This is a genomic window from Pseudomonas sp. H26/SER47-MNA-CIBAN-0231, from assembly GCF_040310465.1.
Lineage (GTDB): Bacteria > Pseudomonadota > Gammaproteobacteria > Pseudomonadales > Pseudomonadaceae > Aquipseudomonas > Aquipseudomonas atacamensis.
This window is the reverse complement of record NZ_JBEOPW010000002.1, coordinates 84,782-104,342: the sequence shown is the minus strand read 5'-3', so window position 1 is coordinate 104,342 and position 19,561 is coordinate 84,782. Positions and strand designations below refer to the sequence as shown.

18 protein-coding genes and 1 pseudogene are annotated in these 19,561 nt (G+C 59.2%); 15 read left to right on the top strand and 4 right to left on the bottom strand.

What is annotated here, in order from left to right; translation table 11 throughout:
* Positions 1 to 2 precede the first annotated feature (2 nt).
* Positions 3 to 935: a lipid A biosynthesis lauroyl acyltransferase gene (locus AAEZ10_RS03340; RefSeq protein ID WP_016773752.1), complete on the bottom strand. Its 933-nt coding sequence runs from the start codon at positions 933 to 935 to the stop codon at positions 3 to 5.
* Between the two features lie 117 nt (positions 936 to 1,052).
* Between AAEZ10_RS03340 and minC the strand changes: the two genes are divergently transcribed.
* From minC to AAEZ10_RS03295, 9 genes and pseudogenes are all read left to right on the top strand, one after another.
* Positions 1,053 to 1,790 (top strand): septum site-determining protein MinC, encoded by a 738-nt coding sequence (gene minC / locus AAEZ10_RS03335; protein ID WP_024012205.1) that lies wholly within the window; start codon positions 1,053 to 1,055, stop codon positions 1,788 to 1,790.
* A 169-nt stretch (positions 1,791 to 1,959) separates the two neighbouring features.
* Entirely contained in the window at positions 1,960 to 2,772 is an 813-nt protein-coding gene (minD, locus tag AAEZ10_RS03330; RefSeq protein ID WP_007913953.1) for a septum site-determining protein MinD, read from the top strand.
* Positions 2,772 to 3,026, top strand: a complete 255-nt coding sequence (minE, locus tag AAEZ10_RS03325) for a cell division topological specificity factor MinE (RefSeq protein ID WP_003223146.1) — start codon at positions 2,772 to 2,774, stop codon at positions 3,024 to 3,026. Before minD ends, minE begins: the two co-directional genes overlap by 1 nt.
* 90 nt (positions 3,027 to 3,116) lie before the next feature.
* The gene (locus AAEZ10_RS03320) at positions 3,117 to 3,752 is read left to right on the top strand and encodes an RluA family pseudouridine synthase (protein ID WP_024012204.1); all 636 of its coding nucleotides are present in this window, start codon (positions 3,117 to 3,119) and stop codon (positions 3,750 to 3,752) included.
* A gap of 152 nt (positions 3,753 to 3,904) precedes the next feature.
* Positions 3,905 to 4,747 (top strand): phosphotransferase family protein, encoded by an 843-nt coding sequence (locus tag AAEZ10_RS03315; RefSeq protein ID WP_350567662.1) that lies wholly within the window; start codon positions 3,905 to 3,907, stop codon positions 4,745 to 4,747.
* A gap of 94 nt (positions 4,748 to 4,841) precedes the next feature.
* Positions 4,842 to 5,936 carry a hypothetical protein gene (locus AAEZ10_RS03310; RefSeq protein WP_273528956.1) on the top strand — a complete coding sequence of 365 codons (1,095 nt, stop codon included), beginning with the start codon at positions 4,842 to 4,844 and terminating at the stop codon, positions 5,934 to 5,936.
* 78 nt (positions 5,937 to 6,014) lie between these two features.
* Positions 6,015 to 7,304 (top strand): M18 family aminopeptidase, encoded by a 1,290-nt coding sequence (locus tag AAEZ10_RS03305; RefSeq protein ID WP_016773748.1) that lies wholly within the window; start codon positions 6,015 to 6,017, stop codon positions 7,302 to 7,304.
* Positions 7,305 to 7,536: 232 nt separating this feature from the next.
* The gene (locus AAEZ10_RS03300) at positions 7,537 to 7,713 is read left to right on the top strand and encodes a hypothetical protein (protein WP_016773747.1); all 177 of its coding nucleotides are present in this window, start codon (positions 7,537 to 7,539) and stop codon (positions 7,711 to 7,713) included.
* A 74-nt stretch (positions 7,714 to 7,787) separates the two neighbouring features.
* A pseudogene (locus tag AAEZ10_RS03295) lies at positions 7,788 to 9,946 on the top strand (mechanosensitive ion channel family protein).
* 47 nt (positions 9,947 to 9,993) lie between these two features.
* Here AAEZ10_RS03295 and AAEZ10_RS03290 read toward each other — a convergent pair.
* Both AAEZ10_RS03290 and AAEZ10_RS03285 read right to left on the bottom strand, forming a co-directional pair.
* Positions 9,994 to 10,224, bottom strand: coding sequence for a bacteriocin immunity protein (locus AAEZ10_RS03290; RefSeq protein WP_305887775.1), 231 nt, complete (start codon positions 10,222 to 10,224; stop codon positions 9,994 to 9,996).
* A 19-nt stretch (positions 10,225 to 10,243) separates the two neighbouring features.
* The gene (locus AAEZ10_RS03285) at positions 10,244 to 12,151 is read right to left on the bottom strand and encodes a pyocin-S2/colicin E7-DNase domain-containing protein (protein WP_350567657.1); all 1,908 of its coding nucleotides are present in this window, start codon (positions 12,149 to 12,151) and stop codon (positions 10,244 to 10,246) included.
* Between the two features lie 304 nt (positions 12,152 to 12,455).
* Here AAEZ10_RS03285 and AAEZ10_RS03280 point away from each other — a divergent pair, with 304 nt between their 5' ends.
* Positions 12,456 to 13,790: an amidohydrolase gene (locus AAEZ10_RS03280; RefSeq protein WP_350567654.1), complete on the top strand. Its 1,335-nt coding sequence runs from the start codon at positions 12,456 to 12,458 to the stop codon at positions 13,788 to 13,790.
* Between the two features lie 37 nt (positions 13,791 to 13,827).
* Here the strand turns inward: AAEZ10_RS03280 and phnR are convergent, their stop codons facing one another.
* The gene (gene phnR / locus AAEZ10_RS03275) at positions 13,828 to 14,541 is read right to left on the bottom strand and encodes a phosphonate utilization transcriptional regulator PhnR (RefSeq protein WP_016773745.1); all 714 of its coding nucleotides are present in this window, start codon (positions 14,539 to 14,541) and stop codon (positions 13,828 to 13,830) included.
* A gap of 349 nt (positions 14,542 to 14,890) precedes the next feature.
* On the opposite strand from phnR, the gene AAEZ10_RS03270 reads away from it, so the two are divergent.
* The 5 genes from AAEZ10_RS03270 (at position 14,891) to AAEZ10_RS03250 (ending at position 19,561) form a co-directional block, all read left to right on the top strand.
* Complete coding sequence (locus AAEZ10_RS03270; protein ID WP_350567652.1) at positions 14,891 to 15,958, top strand: ABC transporter substrate-binding protein; 1,068 nt, start codon at positions 14,891 to 14,893, stop codon at positions 15,956 to 15,958.
* Positions 15,959 to 16,139: 181 nt separating this feature from the next.
* Entirely contained in the window at positions 16,140 to 16,946 is an 807-nt protein-coding gene (locus AAEZ10_RS03265; protein WP_130929268.1) for an alkaline phosphatase family protein, read from the top strand.
* A 5-nt stretch (positions 16,947 to 16,951) separates the two neighbouring features.
* Positions 16,952 to 17,788 carry an ABC transporter permease gene (locus AAEZ10_RS03260; RefSeq protein WP_160768335.1) on the top strand — a complete coding sequence of 279 codons (837 nt, stop codon included), beginning with the start codon at positions 16,952 to 16,954 and terminating at the stop codon, positions 17,786 to 17,788.
* Entirely contained in the window at positions 17,775 to 18,575 is an 801-nt protein-coding gene (locus AAEZ10_RS03255) for an ABC transporter permease (protein WP_056784005.1), read from the top strand. Before AAEZ10_RS03260 ends, AAEZ10_RS03255 begins: the two co-directional genes overlap by 14 nt.
* Positions 18,572 to 19,561 carry an ABC transporter ATP-binding protein gene (locus AAEZ10_RS03250; RefSeq protein ID WP_130929269.1) on the top strand — a complete coding sequence of 330 codons (990 nt, stop codon included), beginning with the start codon at positions 18,572 to 18,574 and terminating at the stop codon, positions 19,559 to 19,561. Before AAEZ10_RS03255 ends, AAEZ10_RS03250 begins: the two co-directional genes overlap by 4 nt.

Here is a 19,561-nt window from a genome sequence, read left to right as displayed (position 1 = left end):
AATCAACGACGCTTGGGATAAAGTTTCGGCTCACCCGGCGGGCGACTCTTGAAGCGCCGATGCGCCCATAGATATTGCTCGGGGCAGGCACGCAAAGCGCTCTCGACCCACTGATTGATGCGGATGCAATCGGCCTCCTCGCTCTCGCCGGGGAAGTCTTCCAGCGGCGGATGAATCACCAGGCGATAACCACTGCCGTCGGCCAGACGTTCCTGAGTGAACGGCACCACCAGCGCTTTGCCCAGCCGTGCAAACTTGGTCGTCGCAGTGACGGTGGCGGCCTGAATGCCGAACAGCGGCACGAAGACGCTCTGCTTGGCGCCGTAATCCTGATCCGGCGCATACCAGATCGCCCGCCCCGAGCGCAGCAGTTTGAGCATGCCGCGCACGTCATCGCGCTCCACCGCCAGCGAATCGAGATTGTGCCGCTCGCGGCCACGGCGCTGGACGAAGTCGAACAAGGGGTTTTTGTGTTCGCGGTACATGCCGTCGATGGTGTGCTGCTGGCCGAGCAGCGCCGCGCCGATTTCCAGCGTGGTGAAATGCGCGGCCATGAGGATGACGCCTTTGCCTTCACGCTGAGCCTTCTGCAGATGTTCAAGGCCTTCGACGTGGGCCAGTTTCGCCAGACGCTCGCGCGACCACCACCAGCTCATCGCCATTTCAAAAAAGGCAATGCCGGTAGAGGCGAAGTTTTCCTTGAGCAGGCGTTTGCGCTCGGCGGCGGATTTTTCCGGGAAGCACAATTCCAGATTGCGCCGGGCGATGGTTCGCCGGTCGCTGGCGACGCGATACATCAACGCGCCCAAAACTCGACCGATGGTCAGCAGCGCCGGATACGGCAGCTGCACGATCAGCCACAAAAGCCCCAGGCCGCACCAGAGCGGCCAGAAGCGCGGAGCAAGATATGCTTTTCGAAAACGCGGGCGATCCATTAAAGCTTCCGTAAATACAGTGGCCGCGCATTCTACATCGTTCGACCCGGCTTGCGGCTCGCGGGCGTTCTCGTTATAAGTCTCGGCACTTTTAGTGACAAGCCGTTGTATGCCGACATGAGCCAAACCGACCCGTTAGACCAAGATCCCGTATTCCAGCTCAAGGGCAGCATGCTGGCCATCACTGTGCTGGAACTGGCCCGTAACGACCTCGAAAGCCTCGATCGGCAATTGGCCGCCAAAGTCGCCCAGGCGCCGAATTTTTTCAGCAATGCACCGCTGGTCCTGGCGCTGGACAAACTGCCGCCGAATCAGGGCGCGGTTGATCTGCCGGGGCTGATGCGCGTCTGCCGTCAGCACGGCCTGCGTACCTTGGCCATTCGTGCCAGCCGCATCGAAGACATCGCCGCTGCCATCGCCATCGACATCCCCGTGCTACCGCCCTCCGGCGCCCGCGAGCGTCCGCTGGAGACGCCGGAAGCCGAAGTCAAAAAGAAGCCGGAAAAGCCGCCTGAGCCGAGCGTCAAACCGACCCGCGTAATCACCACGCCAGTACGTGGTGGCCAACAGATATATGCCCAGGGTGGCGATCTGGTCGTGGTCTCTTCGGTCAGTCCGGGGGCGGAACTTCTTGCCGATGGCAACATCCATGTATACGGCCCGATGCGCGGCCGTGCGCTGGCCGGCGTCAAAGGTGACACCAAGGCACGGATTTTCTGTCAGCAATTGAGCGCTGAACTGATCTCCATCGCCGGTCATTACAAGGTCTCCGAGGATTTGCGTCGCGATCCGATGTGGGGCTCGGGCGTCCAGGTCAGCCTGTCAGGCGACGTGTTGAACATCATTCGGCTTTAACGGATACTGCCGCATTTTCCAAGCATCTCTAAAACGTAGCGAAAACGGCTCAAACGAAGTAGGAAAAAGGCCCAAAGCCAAATTCCAGCCAAGGCTGTCCGACTGCAGTAGTTTTCAAGAGATGTTTTTCAGGGGCTGAACAGTCCTTCTTCCTTAGGGGTGAAACACCTTGGCCAAGATTCTCGTGGTTACATCCGGCAAGGGTGGTGTGGGTAAGACCACCACCAGCGCCGCTATCGGTACCGGTCTCGCTCTGCGCGGCCACAAAACAGTGATCGTCGACTTCGACGTGGGCTTGCGTAACCTCGACCTGATCATGGGTTGCGAGCGCCGCGTGGTGTATGACTTCGTCAACGTGGTAAACGGCGAAGCCAACCTGCAACAGGCACTGATCAAAGACAAGCGCCTGGAAAACCTCTACGTACTGGCGGCCAGCCAGACCCGCGACAAAGACGCGCTGACCGTCGAAGGCGTGGAAAAAGTCCTGATGGAGCTCAAGGAACAATTCGAGTTCGTCGTCTGCGACTCCCCGGCGGGCATCGAGAAAGGTGCGCACCTGGCCATGTATTTCGCCGATGAAGCGATCGTCGTGACCAACCCGGAAGTGTCCTCGGTACGTGACTCGGACCGCATGCTCGGCCTGCTGGCAAGCAAATCGCGCCGCGCCGAACGTGGCGAAGACCCGATCAAGGAACACCTGCTGATCACCCGCTACCACCCGGAGCGTGTCGAGAAGGGCGAGATGCTCGGCGTTGAAGACGTCAAGGAAATCCTCTCGGTGACCCTGCTCGGCGTCATCCCGGAATCCCAGGCAGTGCTCAAGGCTTCCAACCAGGGCGTGCCGGTGATTCTCGACGACCAGAGCGATGCCGGTCAGGCTTACAGCGATACCGTCGACCGCCTGCTGGGCAAAGAAAAAGCCCACCGATTCCTCGATGTCGAGAAGAAGGGATTCTTCGAGCGCCTGTTTGGAGGTAGGTAATGAACCTTTTTGACTTCTTTCGTGCCAACAAAAAGCCAAGTACCGCCTCGGTAGCGAAAGAGCGTCTACAGATCATCGTGGCGCATGAGCGCGGCCAGCGCAGCACGCCGGATTACCTGCCAGCCTTGCAGAAGGAACTGGTCGACGTGATCCGCAAGTACGTCAACATCGGCAACGACGACGTACATGTTGCACTGGAAAGCCAGGGCAGTTGCTCGATTCTGGAACTCAACATCACCCTGCCCGATCGCTGAGTCGATCCGGCAGGTATGACGGCGGTTCAGGGCCATTCCCCAGTGGAATGGCCCTGAACCGCCGTTGGCATTTGTTACGAGGCTGTTTTAATGCCGCTGTCCAACATCCGCATCATTCATGAGGACGCCGCCGTACTGGTGGTCGACAAACCGACCCTGCTGCTCTCGGTGCCCGGTCGCGCTGACGACAACAAGGACTGCCTGATTACCCGCTTGCAGGAAAACGGCTACCCGGAAGCGCGCATCGTCCATCGTCTGGACTGGGAAACCTCGGGCATCATCCTGCTGGCCCGGGATGCCGACACCCATCGCGAGCTGTCGCGGCAGTTTCATGATCGCGAAACCGAAAAGGCCTACACCGCTTTGGCCTGGGGTCAGCCGGAACTGGACAGCGGCAGCATCGATCTGCCCCTTCGCTACGATCCGCCGACCAAACCACGGCATGTGGTCGATCACGAATTCGGCAAACATGCGCTGACGTTCTGGAAGGTGCTGGAACGGTGCGGCGACTGGTGCCGCGTCGAACTGACACCGATTACCGGGCGCTCGCATCAACTGCGCGTGCACATGTTGTCGATCGGCCATCCGCTGCTCGGTGACGGACTCTACGCCCACGAGCAGGCGCTGGCCGCCTGGCCACGTTTGTGCCTGCACGCGAGCATGCTCAGCTTCACTCATCCGCAAACCGGCGAACGCCTGCGCTTCGAGTGCCCGGCGCCATTCTGAAATGCGTAAATACTTTGAAAGCCCTTCCTTGCGAAGGGCTTTTTTTGTCCTGCCAGAATTCCACCGGCAATAGATTGACGTAAAGAACTGTCATAAAATTGTAATCAAATATAAAATCATGGCACTTCGATATCAGGCAGGAGGCCTCTTCCGTGTTCTGCAGCAAAACACTTCAATCCGAATACCCCATTGTGTGCGCATTCGGTAACACCACCCTGCACCTGAGCGAAGCACCCAGCATCCAGGCACGCCAGGCCCTGGAGCAGCTCATTAAAAAACGTCGCGCGCGCAAACTGACCCGAGCCAGCGCACCGTTATCGTCCTGTGAAACACCACTCTTTGCCAAGGTCCAGCCATTGGACACGTTCAAGGCAAAGGTGCGGGTGAGTCTGAACAAACCGCAACGCAACGGGCGCTTCGACTGGCCGCTCGAAGAACTGATAAATTCCCTCGAAGCTCAGCGCCGGGGCGTGGAGATGCCTGCGCTGAAGGGCTATGGCTATACGCGCAGCAGACTCGGCCTGACCGAGGAATTTTTCCTCCTGACTCACCTGCTCGAAGGCCATATGGATGGGGCGGAGTGCATCAGACGCAATCCCGAAAACATCGAGACCTTTATCCTCGACGCGTTTCAACTGCTCAGCTCGCTCGCCAGCAAGAACATCACTCACATGGATTTCTGGGTGGGCAACATCATGGTGCCCGAGCAAACGCACAGGCCACTCAAAGCCATCGACTTTGAAAACTGCTTCGCCGGCCCGACCGCGCACCCAAGTGAAACACTCGGTTTTCAACTCGGCTTCTTTTATCGTCGGGATATCTACAAATTCATTACCGAAGCCGCCTACGATCGCCTGGTCGATCAATATCTCAGCGCGCTGCCCGGTCTATCGAGAGACAGGTTCGAGGCGGTCTATCAGTTGAGCAAACATGAATACGTCGGTCGCAAGCAGCGCCGAGAAGTCTTCCTCAGTGGCAGACTGATCACCGGTTGACGCCCACCCCGGCAACACTTTGAAGCAAGTGCCCGGCCTGCAAATCAGCGGAGCAATACGGTAGACTCGCGCCCCCCGCCGTATGGAGCCGCTTATGCGCGAAGCCTTCCCCCCCATGGAAAAAGTGCCGCACCAGTTGCTCTACCTGATCTATGGTGACAAAGACGTTTATCGGCGCGAGGCGAAATTCAGCATCCTCACCGCCCTGGCACAGCTGCAGCCAGGTGAATCACTGTGCATCCGAGTGCTGACTGATCGTCCGCAGGACTATGCCGGCTGGCCGGTCGATACCGTCCCTTTGAGCGAGCAGACCCTGATCCAGTGGCAGGGCGAAAACGGCTACCACCACCGCCGCAAAGCGTGCGCCATTGCGCTGGGCCTGACACTCGCCGAAAAAACCCTGTTCGTCGATACCGACACGCTGTTTCTTGATTCGCCGCACCGGCTGTTCAGCATGATCACGCCCGGCCGTTACGTGATGGACCGCTTCGAATATGACTGGAGTTACGTCTGTAACCGTGCGGACTACGAAAAACTCGCGCGCTGCCTGCAAGTCCACGGCATCTCTTCGACGAACAGCTTCAAGCTCTACAACAGCGGCTTGTGCGGCGTCACCGATGGCGATGCAGCGCTGCTGGAGAAATCGATCCGGCTGATCGATGAGTGGACGCAGGGTTCGTTCGACATCCATACGATCGAACAGATTGCACTGTCGTTCGCCATGCGCGACCAACCGATCCAGGAAGCGAAGAAATTCGTCTATCACTACTTCGCCGACAAAAACTTCTTCCACGCCATGCAGAAACACTTTTTCGCCCGCCATGGCGAGGCTTTCCACCCCGAACTGCCAGCGCTGTGCACCGAGGTTCCGCGCAGCAAGCCCGTCCCCTCGACCTGGCAGCGCCTGCGCATCAAGTGGAAGCTGCGCAAAAAGCGCGGCGGCATGAAGAAAGTCGGCCGGGCATTGCTGTTCGGCAGTGCTGCACCTGCCCACCCGTATTACGAGATCTGCCGTCACGAATGGTGGGAATCGGCGTCGCGGGAAATCCTGCGTTGGGACAGCGTTGCGCAAAAGGCCTTCTTCGGCAGCGGCAAGGGCTGGCCGAAGCACCTGCCGAAACCCGCCAGAAAGGATGATCAACAAGCGATCATTGCCTACCTGCGCAAGCGCATCGATCAGCACTCCTGAGCGTGCTTGCGCAAACCACTTGCCCAATGGCGCCGAGTGATGCGTTAAACTGCCGCCCATTGCTGTCTGGAGTTTCTTATGCGCGCAGAGTTGAACCAGGGCCTGATCGACTTTCTCAAGGCCTCCCCTACCCCGTTCCACGCCACCGCCAGCCTCGTTCAGCGTCTGGAGGCCGCCGGTTATGTGCGCCTCGACGAGCGCGAGCCATGGTCCACCGAGGCCAACGGCCGCTATTACGTCACCCGTAACGACTCCTCGATCGTCGCGATCAAAATGGGCCGCAACTCGCCACTGCACGACGGTATCCGTCTGGTCGGCGCTCACACCGACAGCCCGTGCCTGCGGGTCAAGCCGCAACCGGAACTGCAACGTCAGGGCTTCTGGCAACTGGGCGTCGAAGTCTACGGCGGCGCGCTGCTGGCGCCATGGTTCGACCGCGATCTGTCGCTCGCCGGCCGCGTGACCTTCCGCCGTGACGGCAAGGTCGAGAGCCAGTTGATCGACTTCAAGGCACCGATCGCGATCATTCCCAACCTGGCCATTCACCTCAACCGTGAAGCCAACCAGGGCTGGGCGATCAACGCGCAGACCGAACTACCGCCGATCCTGGCGCAATTCGCCGGTGACGAGCGCGTCGATTTCCGCGCCGTGCTCACTGATCAACTGGCCCGCGAACACGGCTTGAATGCCGACGTCGTCCTCGATTACGAGCTGAGTTTCTACGACACGCAAAGCGCGGCGGTGATCGGCCTGAACGGCGATTTCATTGCCGGTGCGCGTCTGGACAACCTGCTGTCCTGCTACGCCGGCCTGCAAGCGTTGCTCACCGCCGAAACCGACGAAACCTGCGTGCTGGTCTGTAACGACCACGAAGAAGTCGGCTCCTGCTCGGCGTGCGGTGCCGACGGCCCGATGCTTGAACAGACTCTGCGCCGCCTGCTGCCGGAAGGCGACGAGTTCGTGCGCACTATTCAGAAATCCCTGCTGGTCTCCGCCGACAACGCCCACGGCGTGCATCCCAACTATGCAGACAAGCACGACGCCAACCATGGCCCGAAACTCAACGCCGGCCCGGTGATCAAGGTCAACAGCAACCAGCGCTACGCCACCAATAGCGAAACTGCCGGTTTCTTCCGCCATCTGTGCATGGCCGAAGAAGTCCCGGTGCAAAGCTTCGTGGTGCGCAGCGACATGGGCTGCGGCTCGACGATTGGCCCGATCACCGCCAGCCATCTGGGTGTGCGCACCGTCGACATTGGCCTGCCGACCTTTGCCATGCACTCGATTCGCGAACTGTGCGGCAGCCATGACCTGGCGCATCTGGTCAAAGTGCTCAGCGCGTTTTATGCCAGTCGTGAATTGCCATAAAGGCTGAAAAGCTTCGCGAGCAGGCTCGCTCCCACAATTGAACTGCATTTCATTGTGGGAGCCAGTCATCTCCCCTTGGAATGCCAATCAACCTGTGGGAGCGAGCCTGCTCGCGAAAGCGCCTGTGCAGACAGCAGAATCCTCTCGGCCTGATGCATTCCTGAGCCACATCACACCCTGCCTCGAAAACCCGCCTAGACTGCAAGAATCCTCTACAGACAAGGCAGTCTTCATGATCTCGATGTCCTCCTTCCACGCCATGCTCATTCCCATCCTCAGCGGAATGATCCTGCTGGCCATCGGCTTCAACTTCCGCGACAAGAACGCCGGGGTGTTCGCCATGTGGATCGGCATGCTGATGATCCTCGCCACGGTGGTCTACAAGATCCTCGCCAAACTCAACGAATGACCGCGCCCGGCTCGCATTGCGCCAAGGGGCCTCGTACACTCCAGCGCATCCGCCTATCGCGAGGTTGTTTTCTGGTGTTTGCTCGTCTTTTTGCTTTGCCCGGTCTGCTGCTTGTCTGCCTGATGACGCTGCTGCCGCTGGCGCCCGCCCAGGCAGTCGGTCTGCCCGGCCTGCTCAACACTTCCAAACCGCAGCCTGAAGCCGTGGAACCCCTCGGCCAGTCCCTGGACGAAGTGATCAAGTCGCTGGAAAACGACAAGCAACGCGCGCAGCTGCTCAGTGATCTGAAGAAGCTGCGCGACGCCACGAAGAAAGCTCAGACCACCCCCGAAGAAGGCGTGCTGGGCCTGATCGGCGGCACCCTCGCCAGCTTCGAAAAACAGTTTTCCGGCGCCGACAGCCCGCTCACCCGCTGGTCCAACGAATTCGATCTGGCCAAGGACGAACTGACCAGCAAGCTGCTGCCGGCCAATGAATGGCTGCCGATCATCTTCGGTTTCGCGGTGATCCTGATGGTCTGGAGTCTGCTCGCCGCCGCGCTGATCTGGCTCAGCCACCGCGTGCGTCTGCGCTTCGGCCTCACCGAAGAACTGCCGCAACACCCCAAGGCCCTCGACATGCTGCGCTTTGCCCTGCGCAAGCTCGGGCCGTGGCTGATCGCATTGGTGATGACGGTGTACATGAGCTACGTGCTGCCGTCGTCACTGGGCAAAAGCCTGGCGATGGTGCTGGCCTATGCCTTGGTGGTCGGCACCTGTTTTTCGGCGATCTGCGTGATCGCCTTCTCCCTGCTCGATGGCCCGCACCGCCATCGCGCGCTGTACATTCTGCGTCATCAGGCGTTTCGGCCGCTGTGGCTGATCGGCAGCTTCGCCGCGTTTGGTGAAGCGCTGAGTGATCCGCGTCTGGTCGAGAGCCTGGGCGTGCATCTGGCGCACACCGCCGCGACCACTGCCAATGTGCTCGCGGCGCTGTCGACCGGCCTGTTCATTCTGCGATTCCGCCGACCGATCGCACACCTGTGATCCGCAACCAACCGCTGTCACGCCGCCTGACCCGCCGCGCCCTCAGCGACACCATCGAGATCCTCGGCACCTTCTGGTACGTGCCGGCACTGGTGCTGGTCGGCATCTCGCTGTTCGCCACGTTTGTCTCCGCCGGCGACACCAGCACCGCGCTGCGGCAGTCGCTGATCTGCACGGTGCTGCTGGTGTTGTGCATGGTTATCAACGGCCTCGTGCGCCGCCATTCGCTGAAACCGCAACGCGGGCCGAAACGCCATGCGCTGTATTCGGAGCGACTGAAAAACTTCTTCTACACCCTGACGCATTTGCTGGTGTGGCTGATCTTCATCGAACTGGGCCTGCGCGTCTGGGGCCATTCGCTGATCGCGTTCGCCGAAGGCGATGGCCATGACATCAGCGTCAAACTGTTCAGCCTGATCGGCACGCTGATTTTCTCCTGGCTGATCTGGATCCTCGCCGACACCGCCGTGCACCACGCCCTCACCCGCTCGCGCAAAGGCCTGGCCAACGCCCGGGCGCAGACGATGATGCCGCTGATCCGCAACGTGCTGTTCGTGGCGATATTTATCATTGCGCTGATCGTCGCCCTGGCGAACATGGGCATGAACGTCACGCCGCTGCTGGCCGGTGCCGGCGTGATCGGTCTGGCCATCGGTTTCGGCGCGCAGTCGCTGGTCGCCGACCTGATCACCGGCCTGTTCATCATCATCGAAGACTCGCTGGCCATCGACGATTACGTCGACGTTGGCGGCCACCTCGGCACCGTCGAAGGTCTGACCATCCGCACCGTGCGCCTGCGCGACATCGACGGCATCGTCCACACCATCCCGTTCAGCGAAATCAAAAGCATCAAGAACTACTCGCGGGAATTCGGCTACGCCATCTTCCGCGTCGCCGTGCCGTACAACATGGAAATCGACGACGCGATCAAACTGATGCGCGACGTCGGCCAGAAGATGCGCAGCGATCCGTTGCAGCGCCGCAACATCTGGTCGCCATTGGAGATTCAGGGTGTGGAAAGTTTCGAGTCCGGCAGCGCGATCCTCCGCGCACGGTTCAAGACTGCGCCGATCAAGCAGTGGGAAGTTTCCCGGGCGTTCAATTTGTCGCTGAAAAGGCAACTGGATGAGGCGGGGCTGGATCTGGCGACGCCAAGGATGAGTGTGCAGGTGATTACGCCTGGGGTGGAAATCAAAAAGGAAAGCTGAACAGAGATGGCCCCCTATTGGCAGGTAATACCAATAGGGGGCTAGCTTTATCTGGCCTTGAAACCAGGTTTGCCATTAGCGGAACGCCAGTTTTTTACCTCCAAGACAACATTTTCAGGCCCATCCTTACCTTCCTCTGGGTAGTAAATCAAATCGTAACCAGATGGATGTTCAACTAGCCGGCAGAACTCAAGAATGGCAGCAATTTGCTGCTTTTCTGTAGTAAACCCGGAATCATGTATTTTCCTGACAAACTCGAGAAAATCTTCCTCTCTCATATCCTGTATCGATCTCATATCAAAGCCCTTTATGAATTTCAACATGCGCCTTCGGGGTAACGATATTTATGTTGTCAGCATTATATAAATCCCCTCCCTCGGCCAAGCCGACCTTATGATGCAGTTCGTATTTCACTCTTGCTCCTGCTGAATCGTTCATTCTAACTATCGGGGCTTTGCCCTTTTTCATTTCGTTCAAACTTGTTTCATTAAATAAGTCAGCCAGTTTTTCGTCATTGAAAACAGCTTTCCAGAATGTTTCTCTGAATGCTCTGAAACTGTTGAACTGACGACCCCGTAACTGATCAGCAATGTGCGATGGGATTAGCGCCCCATCACCCTGCGCAGCAGCCCCTAACCATCCACCCGCAACCGGCGCTCCATGACCACTCGCCACCCCTGGATCATTGCGTCGATCCCGGAACATGACGTACTGCGGTGGCAGACCCGATTCCGGTGGGAAGACCAGAATGAAGTCGTCGAAACGAATGTTGCCCCGCCCTGGGTAAGCGTCGATCCGTCCTTCAATCGGCACGAGGTTGCCGCCGATATATCGCGGTGGGGACGGATTCTCGATTGGGAATAGCGTTGAACTGTCTGCCGGCGTTACTGCGGGAGTCCAGACCGCGGTTGTCGGCGGGATGTCAGTGAGGGTCGCGCTGTAAGTGTTGTTCCCTGCGTTGAAACCAGCTGCAACCACGCGAACGCCGGAAGGCCGTTTTGTCCCCGCTACCGGAACGACAAGCAGTTCGGCGAGAGAGCCCGTCAGCGGCCGGGCGCTCAAACGCACCGGCAGATTCAGTCGTGCCCTTTCGCTTGCCAGCCTGTCCAGATCAGGCAGTTGACCGGGCAGCAGATCGGACAATGGAACGCTGAGCAGAAAGCGTTCAGGCAATTCTCCATTGCCCAATGCCGGTGAGTAGACAAATGCACTTACCCCCACCATCAGACCGGACGCCGTGCCAGCAGCCAGCCCCGATAAACCTGCCACCGCCGAGCGAATCGAACCGGCAAGACCCGCCATCAGGCTGTCGGCAATTGCGACCGCACCAGCGGAGGTCGCAAATACGAGTTGGGCGTGGCTGGTATTGCCCTGAAAGCGCAAAAGGCTACTGTGCCCACCGGGGGTGTCCTGCCGGCGCTTTTCGTCAGCCACCCTGCGTGCTTCGGCTTCAGCCTCAAGCGCCGCCTGTTCCTCGGCACGCTTGCGCTCCAGTGCCTCAGCCGCCAAACGGGCCTGTTCCTCTTCGAGCCGCCTGATTTCATCGGCGGCGGCCTGCCGCGCCAGCTCCTCCGCCAGCCGCCGCGCCTGCTCTTGAGCAACGCGGGCCTGTTCCTGTGCAACCTGCCTGGCGTGTTCCGCCGCCAACCGCGCCTGCTCCTGAGCGATCCGCTCGGCTTCCTGCGCTTGCACCACGGCAATCATGCCCTTGACCGTGGCCGACTGGCTGTTCAACAAGTTGATGCCTTCGACCAACAACTTGGCATTGAACAAGGCGCTATAGGCCTGCCGAACGCTGACACTACTGCCTCGCCGATTTACCTGCGGTAACCGGCCACCGTTAAAAAACGTTTCAATTTGGGCATGACTGAAACGTTGAATGGCAACGTCTCTCGCCACGAAAAACGCATTGAATTTTCGTGTCGTCAGCGACTCCCTGAATCGCATCTCCCGCGCCAGCGCATCCAAAGGCGGCAATACACTTTGGTCGCCTGCTGCCCGCACTTCTGCCAGTTCATGTTCGATGACTTGAGCAATATTTCTGGAAGTATCTTTGTAGATACTTTCCATATCGAGTATTTCACCCAACGGCGCAAAGTTAATGCCTGGTCCCGAGCCGTCCCCTGCACCTAAATAATGTAAATATTCATCTTGTTTATCCGGACGCACAACAATCGGCGGAAGCGTTATTCCATTACGCTGCATTTATAAGTCCTCCATGGACAATAGTTTTGTCGCACTGACCCGTTATCCTCAAACAGCCAATAACGTGACCGGTACCTGGAGAAATTTATGGAAATAGATGTTGTGCGGTGCGGTACATGGTTATCGCCCGCGTTTTATCTGTCACGCCGGACGGAACTGATAAAGCGGTAGGAGTTTTCGCTGATAACTTATGCTCAAACGTAAATCTGTCGGAGCGCATAGCGTTTTCCGGACCCGATCGCACTTGCGTGCAAAGCCTTTGTCACAGGCAAGGAAGCCAACAACAATAATCAAGGAGAAACCCATGCAACTGACGCGCATTGCCCAGACCCTTTTGCTCACCCTGGTCGCCAGCCACGCCAGTGCCGCGACGATGGACAGCGCCCGCACGCGCATCGCCGAGCAGGCGCAGAAGCTCGAACCGGAGCTGCTCGAAACCCGCCGCGACCTTCACGCTCATCCAGAACTTGGCAACACTGAAAAACGCACCGCTGAACTGGTCGCCAAACAGCTGCAAGCAATGGGCCTGGAAGTGAAAACCGGCGTCGCCCGCACCGGCATTGTCGCCATTCTCAAAGGCGCCCTGCCCGGCCCGACCGTGGCCCTGCGCGCCGACATGGACGCGCTGCCGGTCAAGGAAGTCTCCGACTTGCCGTTCGCTTCGAAAGCCAAAGGCACGTATCTCGACAAGGAAGTCGACGTCATGCACGCCTGCGGCCACGACGCCCACACCGCAATCCTGCTCAGCGCAGCGAAAATTCTGACGGGCATGCGCGACACCCTGCCCGGCACCGTGGTGTTCTACTTCCAGCCCGCCGAAGAAGGCCCGAGCGACTTCATTCCCGACGGCAAAAACACCTGGGGCGCTAAGATGATGGTCGAGGAAGGCGTAATGAAATCGCCGAAACCAGACGCGGTGTTCGGCCTGCACGTCTGGGCCGGCGTCCCCGCCGGCCAGATCGCCTACCGCCCCGGCCCGACCCTGGCCAGCTCCGACGACCTGCGCATCAAGATCCACGGCAAACAAACCCACGCCGGCCGCCCCTGGGATGGCATCGACCCAATCACCGTCGGCGCACAAACCATCGTCGGCCTGCAGACCGTGGTCAGCCGCCGCACCGACATTTCCTCTTACCCGTCGGTGGTCAGCATCGGCACCATCAACGGCGGCACCCGCTACAACATCATCCCCGAATCACTCGACATGACCGGCACCATCCGCTCCTACGACTACGGCATCCGCCAGAAACTGCACAGCGACGTACGCCAGACCATCGAGAAAATCGCCGAAAGCGGCGGCGCCAAAGCCGACGTCACCATCATCGAAAAATACGACCCGACCATTAACAACCCTGCACTAACCGAGAAAATGCTGCCGACATTGAAGTGGGCGGCCAAGGATGATGTGGTGCAGGGACCGCTGGTGGGTGGGGCGGAAGATTTCTCGTTCTTCGCCAAGGAAGCGCCGGGACTGTTTGTGTTTCTTGGAGTGACCCCGAGGGACCAGGACATGAGCAAAGCCGCGCCGAATCACAATCCGGGGTTCTTTGTGGATGAGTCGGCGCTGGTGGTTGGGGTGAGGACACTGGCGCCGTTGGCGACGGATTATCTGTATGGGAATGCGGCGGTGGGCAAGTAGAGAGGGAGGTGACTGTGGGAGCGCAGCGACCAGAAGATCAAACCACATCAACCCCTACGTGAATCGCATCATGCCGCCAAAACTCCAGATCACAATCAATCAGCCGCCCATGCTGATCATAATTGACCCGAGCAATCCTCAATCCCGGACTCCCCACCGACACCCGCAAAGCCGCCGCCGCATCGACAGATAAAGACGTAGGCACGATCTCAAACCGCACCCGCCCATAGTGCAAATCGAAATGCCGCGCATACAACTCGGTGATCGACTGATTCAAATCAAACTCGAGGATCCCCGGAAAAAACTGCGGATTCAGATAGTGCTCCACATACAACACCAGTCGCCCATCAATGCGCCGCGAGCGGCAAATCTGAATCACGCTCGACAACGCCGGCAACTGCAACCACGCACACACCGCCGCCGAAGCCGGCTGCAACCGCGCCGAAATCACCTCGGTCGAAGGTTCGCGCCCCTGCGCACTGACCATGGCGTGGAAGTGACTGCGCTGCATGAGGTTATAAGCCAGACGCGGCGGCGACACGAACCAGCCACGCCGCTCCTCACGGTAAATCTGCCCCTGTGCCTCAAGCTGCAACAGCGCTTCACGCACAGTGATCCGCGTCGTCCCGAACAGCTCGCTCAGCTTGCGTTCAGCGGGCAACTTGCTCCCGGCCGCCAGCAAACCGTGATCGATTTGCTCCTGCAACACTTGGCCAATCGCTGTCACCGCTTTCGTTGCCTCATCGCGCATCAACGTTACCTATCTGGACTAGACCAGCACTGTTTCAGGGCAAATCCGGGCGCTGCTCAGAGCGCTTTCGTGTGTTGCAAGCCTAGGCAGTGCAGATGACCGACAGATGACAAAACTACCCAACGGTCGTTTTCACGGCTTGCAATACATCGGCCAAGTCCCTTGCGTATCGGGCCTGCGTCATGGTCTACGCTTGTTTGGCAACGGCCAATCCCGGGCGGAGAAAAGATCAGCCACAAGGCCATCGACATCAAAATGTCATCCAGCCCGCCTAAATTGGCTCAGGTATTGCTGACCTAGACCAACCCAACCGCAATCGCAGCGTTGAACACGACCAAGGAGCTTCGGAATGAAACAGTTTTTCCTGGCAACACTGTTAGGCTCGACCATTGCAATGTGCAGCGCCGCCATGGCGGCCGACACCGATCTGAAGACCCTCGAAGCCGCTGCGAAAGCGGAAGGCGCCGTCAATAGCGTCGGCATGCCCGACAACTGGGCCAACTGGAAAGGCACCTGGGATGATCTGGCTGCGAATTACGGCTTGAAACACATCGACACCGATATGAGTTCGGCTCAGGAAATCGCCAAGTTCGCCGCTGAAAAAGACAACGCCACCGCCGATATCGGCGACGTCGGTGCTGCCTTCGGCCCGATCGCGGTCAAGCAAGGCGTGGTGCAACCGTACAAGCCAAGCACTTGGGATCAGATTCCGGACTGGGCCAAGGACAAGGACGGCAACTGGGCACTGGCCTACACCGGCACCATCGCCTTCATCGTCAACAAGAAGCTGCTGAACGGCTCCGACGTGCCGACCAAATGGGCTGACCTGAAAACCGGTAAATACAAAGTCTCCATCGGCGACGTGAGCACTGCTGCCCAGGCCGCCAACGGTGTCCTCGCTGCCGCACTGGCCAATGGCGGTGACGAGAAAAACATCAAGCCTGCACTGCTGTTGTTCGCCGACCTCGCCAAACAGGGTCGTCTGTCGATGGCCAACCCGACCATCGCCACCATGGAAAAAGGCGAGATTGAAGTCGGCGTGGTCTGGGACTTCAATGGCCTGAGCTACAAAGCCAAGATGGCCAACCCGGATGATTACGTAGTGCTGATTCCATCCGACGGCTCGGTGATTTCCGGCTACACCACGATCATCAACAAGTACGCGAAAAACCCCAATGCCGCCAAGCTGACGCGCGAATACATCTTCAGCGACGCCGGCCAGACCAACCTCGCCCGCGGCAACGCCCGGCCGATCCGCGCCGAACACCTGCAACTGCCGGAAGACGTGAAAGCCAAACTGCTGCCGAACGAGCAATACAAAAACGTCACGCCGGTCAAGGACGCCGATGCATGGGAGAAGACCTCCAAAGCCCTGCCGCAGCAGTGGAACGAGGAAGTCATCGTAGAGATGAAGTAATCCTGTGATCCCCCTGTTCGGGATCCGCTGAAGATCCGAATGTGGGAGCGAGCCTGCTCGCGAAGGCGGCGCGTCAGTCGACATCACTGTTGAATGATGTATTGCATTCGCGAGCGGGCTCGCTCCCACAGGGGATCGGGTTGATTTCGGAATATCTGAATTTCGCGGAGTTCTTGCCCCTATGAAGCACAACGTCATCCTTGTCGTGCTCGACGGCCTCAACTACGAGGTTGCGTGTCACGCCATGGGGCATCTGCAGGCTTATGTTGGCGCAGGACGCGCGGCGCTCTATCAACTAGAGTGCGAACTGCCGGCCCTGTCCCGACCGCTTTACGAATGTATTCTCACCGGCGTGCCACCGATCGGCAGCGGCATCGTCCACAACAATGTCTCGCGCTTGTCCAACCAGCGCAGCATCTATCACTACGCCCGCGATGCCGGATTGAAAACCGCCGCTGCGGCGTATCACTGGGTCAGCGAGTTGTATAACCGCTCACCGTTCGTGGCCGCGCGCGACCGCCACACCGACGATCCGACGCTGCCGATCCAGCACGGGCATTTCTACTGGAACGACCATTATCCGGATTCGCACCTGTTCGCCGACGCGGAGAACCTGCGCCTGCGTCATGCGCCGGATTTCCTCCTGATCCACCCGATGAATATCGACGACGCCGGACACAAGCACGGCCTCGACAGCTCGCAATACCGCAACAGCGCGCGCTCGGCTGACGTCATCCTCGCCGACTATCTGCAAAGCTGGCTCGACGCTGGTTATCAGGTATTGGTGACCGCCGACCACGGCATGAACAACGATCGCTCGCACAACGGCCTGCTGGCGGAAGAACGTCAGGTGCCGCTGTTCGTCCTCGGCGAGGCGTTCAGCCTCAACCCTGATGTCACACCGAAGCAGACCGAGCTCTGCGGCACGGTTTGCGAGCTGCTCGGCGTGCCCCACGACAAACCTGTGTGCCGGGAGCTGCTCAAGTGAATGCCATGAATCGCGGCAAATGGCTCGCGGCGCTGTGTCTGGTGCCCTTCGCGCTGTTCTTTATCGTCTTCGAAATCGCCCCGCTGGTCTGGGTGATGATCAACAGCCTGCAATCGGAAGAGTCCGGCTGGGGCCTGGCCAACTTCAGCAGGATCTTCGGTTCGAAGTTCTATCGGCAGGCGATCCAGTACAGCCTGGAGATCAGTTTCTGGTCGAGCGTATTCGGCATCATCATCGCCGTGCTGGGTGCGTATTCACTACGCCGCGTCGATTCGAAGCTGCGCAACTTCGTGAATGCCTTCGCCAACATGACCAGCAATTTTGCCGGCGTGCCGCTGGCTTTTGCGTTCATCATCCTGCTCGGTTTCAACGGCAGCATCACCATCATGCTCAAGCAGTCGGGGATCATTCAGGACTTCAACCTGTACTCGAAAACCGGCCTGATCATCCTCTACACCTACTTCCAGATTCCCCTCGGCGTGCTGCTCCTCTACCCGGCTTTCGACGCTCTGCGTGAAGACTGGCGCGAGTCCGCCGCACTGCTCGGCGCCAACGGCTGGCAGTTCTGGCGGCACATCGGCCTGCCGGTATTGACCCCGGCGTTGCTCGGTACTTTCGTCATCCTGCTGGCCAACGCCCTCGGCGCTTACGCCACGGTTTATGCGCTGACCACCGGCAACTTCAACGTTCTGCCGATTCGTATCGCGGCCATGGTCTCCGGCGACATTTCCCTTGACCCGAACCTGGCCAGCGCGCTGGCCGTGGTGCTCGTGGCGCTGATGACCATCGTCACCGTCGTGCATCAATTGCTGTTGAAGAGGAGCTACCATGTCTCGCGCTGAATCCGGCCCGGCCGGCGTCTACCACCGCGTCGTGGTCTATCTGCTGTTCGCCATTCTGCTGTTGCCGCTGCTGGGCACGCTGGTCTATTCGATCGCCAGCAGTTGGTCGGCAACGATTCTGCCCAGCGGCTTCACCTTCAAGTGGTACATCCAGCTGTGGAGCGATCCGCGCTTTCTCCACGCATTCGGGCAGTCGCTGATCGTCTGCGTCGGCGCGCTGGTGTTATCGGTGGTGCTGATCCTGCCGCTGCTGTTTGTCGTGCATTACTACTTTCCGAAACTCGATGCGCTGATGAACATCCTCATCCTGCTGCCCTTCGCGGTACCGCCGGTGGTGTCCTCGGTGGGGCTGTTGCAGCTCTACGGTTCCGGGCCGATGGCGATGGTCGGTACGCCATGGATTCTGATCGGCTGCTACTTCACCGTGGCGCTGCCTTTCATGTACCGCGCGATCACCAACAACCTGCAAGCGATCAACCTGCGCGACCTGATGGACGCCGCGCAACTGCTTGGCGCCAGCACTTTTCAAGCGGCGTTTCTGGTGGTGCTGCCGAATCTGCGCAAAGGCCTGATGGTGGCGCTGCTACTGTCTTTCTCGTTCCTCTTCGGAGAGTTCGTGTTCGCCAACATCCTCGTCGGCACCCGCTACGAAACCCTGCAGGTGTACCTGAACAACATGCGCAACAGCAGCGGCCACTTCACCAGTGCGCTGGTCATTTCGTATTTCTTTTTCGTGCTGGTCCTGACCTGGATCGCCAACATCTTGAACAAGGACAAAAGCGAATGAGCTACGTCAGCGTCCAACACCTGCAGAAAAGTTATGCCGGCACCACGGTGTTCAGCGACATCGATTGCGAAATCAACAAAGGCGAGTTCGTCACCCTGCTCGGCCCGTCCGGTTGCGGCAAGTCGACTTTGCTGCGCTGCATCGCCGGGCTGACCCCGGTGGATGGCGGCAAGATCCTCCTCGACGGTGTCGACCTCGTGCCGTTGAGCCCACAGAAACGTGGCATCGGTATGGTCTTTCAAAGCTACGCGCTATTCCCCAACATGACCGTCGAACAGAACGTCGCCTTCGGCCTGCGCATGCAAAAGGTCAACGCCGATGACAGCCACAAGCGCGTCTCTGAAGTGTTGAAACTGGTTGAACTGCACGACTTCGCCAGCCGCTATCCGCATCAACTGTCAGGTGGGCAGTGCCAACGTGTCGCCCTCGCCCGGTCGCTGGTGACCCGCCCACGCTTGTTGCTGCTGGATGAGCCGCTGTCGGCGCTCGATGCTCGGATTCGCAAGCACTTGCGCGAACAGATCCGTCAGATCCAGCGCGAACTCGGCCTGACCACGATCTTCGTCACCCACGATCAGGAAGAAGCGCTGACCATGTCGGACCGGATTTTCCTGATGAATCAGGGAAAGATCGTCCAGAGCGGCGACGCCGAAACCCTCTACACCGCGCCGGTCGATGTATTCGCCGCCGGCTTCATCGGCAACTACAACCTGCTCGACGCCGAGGCTGCGTCGAAGCTGTTGCAACGGCCGATCAACCACCGCATCGCCATCCGCCCGGAAGCCATCGAATTGAGCCTCGACGGCGAACTCGACGCGCAGATCCGCAGCCACAGCCTGCTCGGCAACGTCATTCGCTATCGCGTCGAAGCGCGCGGCGTGGAACTGGTGGTGGATGTGCTCAACCGCTCCGCCGCCGATCTGCATCCCGACGGACAGCGCCTGGCACTTTCCATCGATCCAACGGCCTTGTGCGAAGTAGCATAA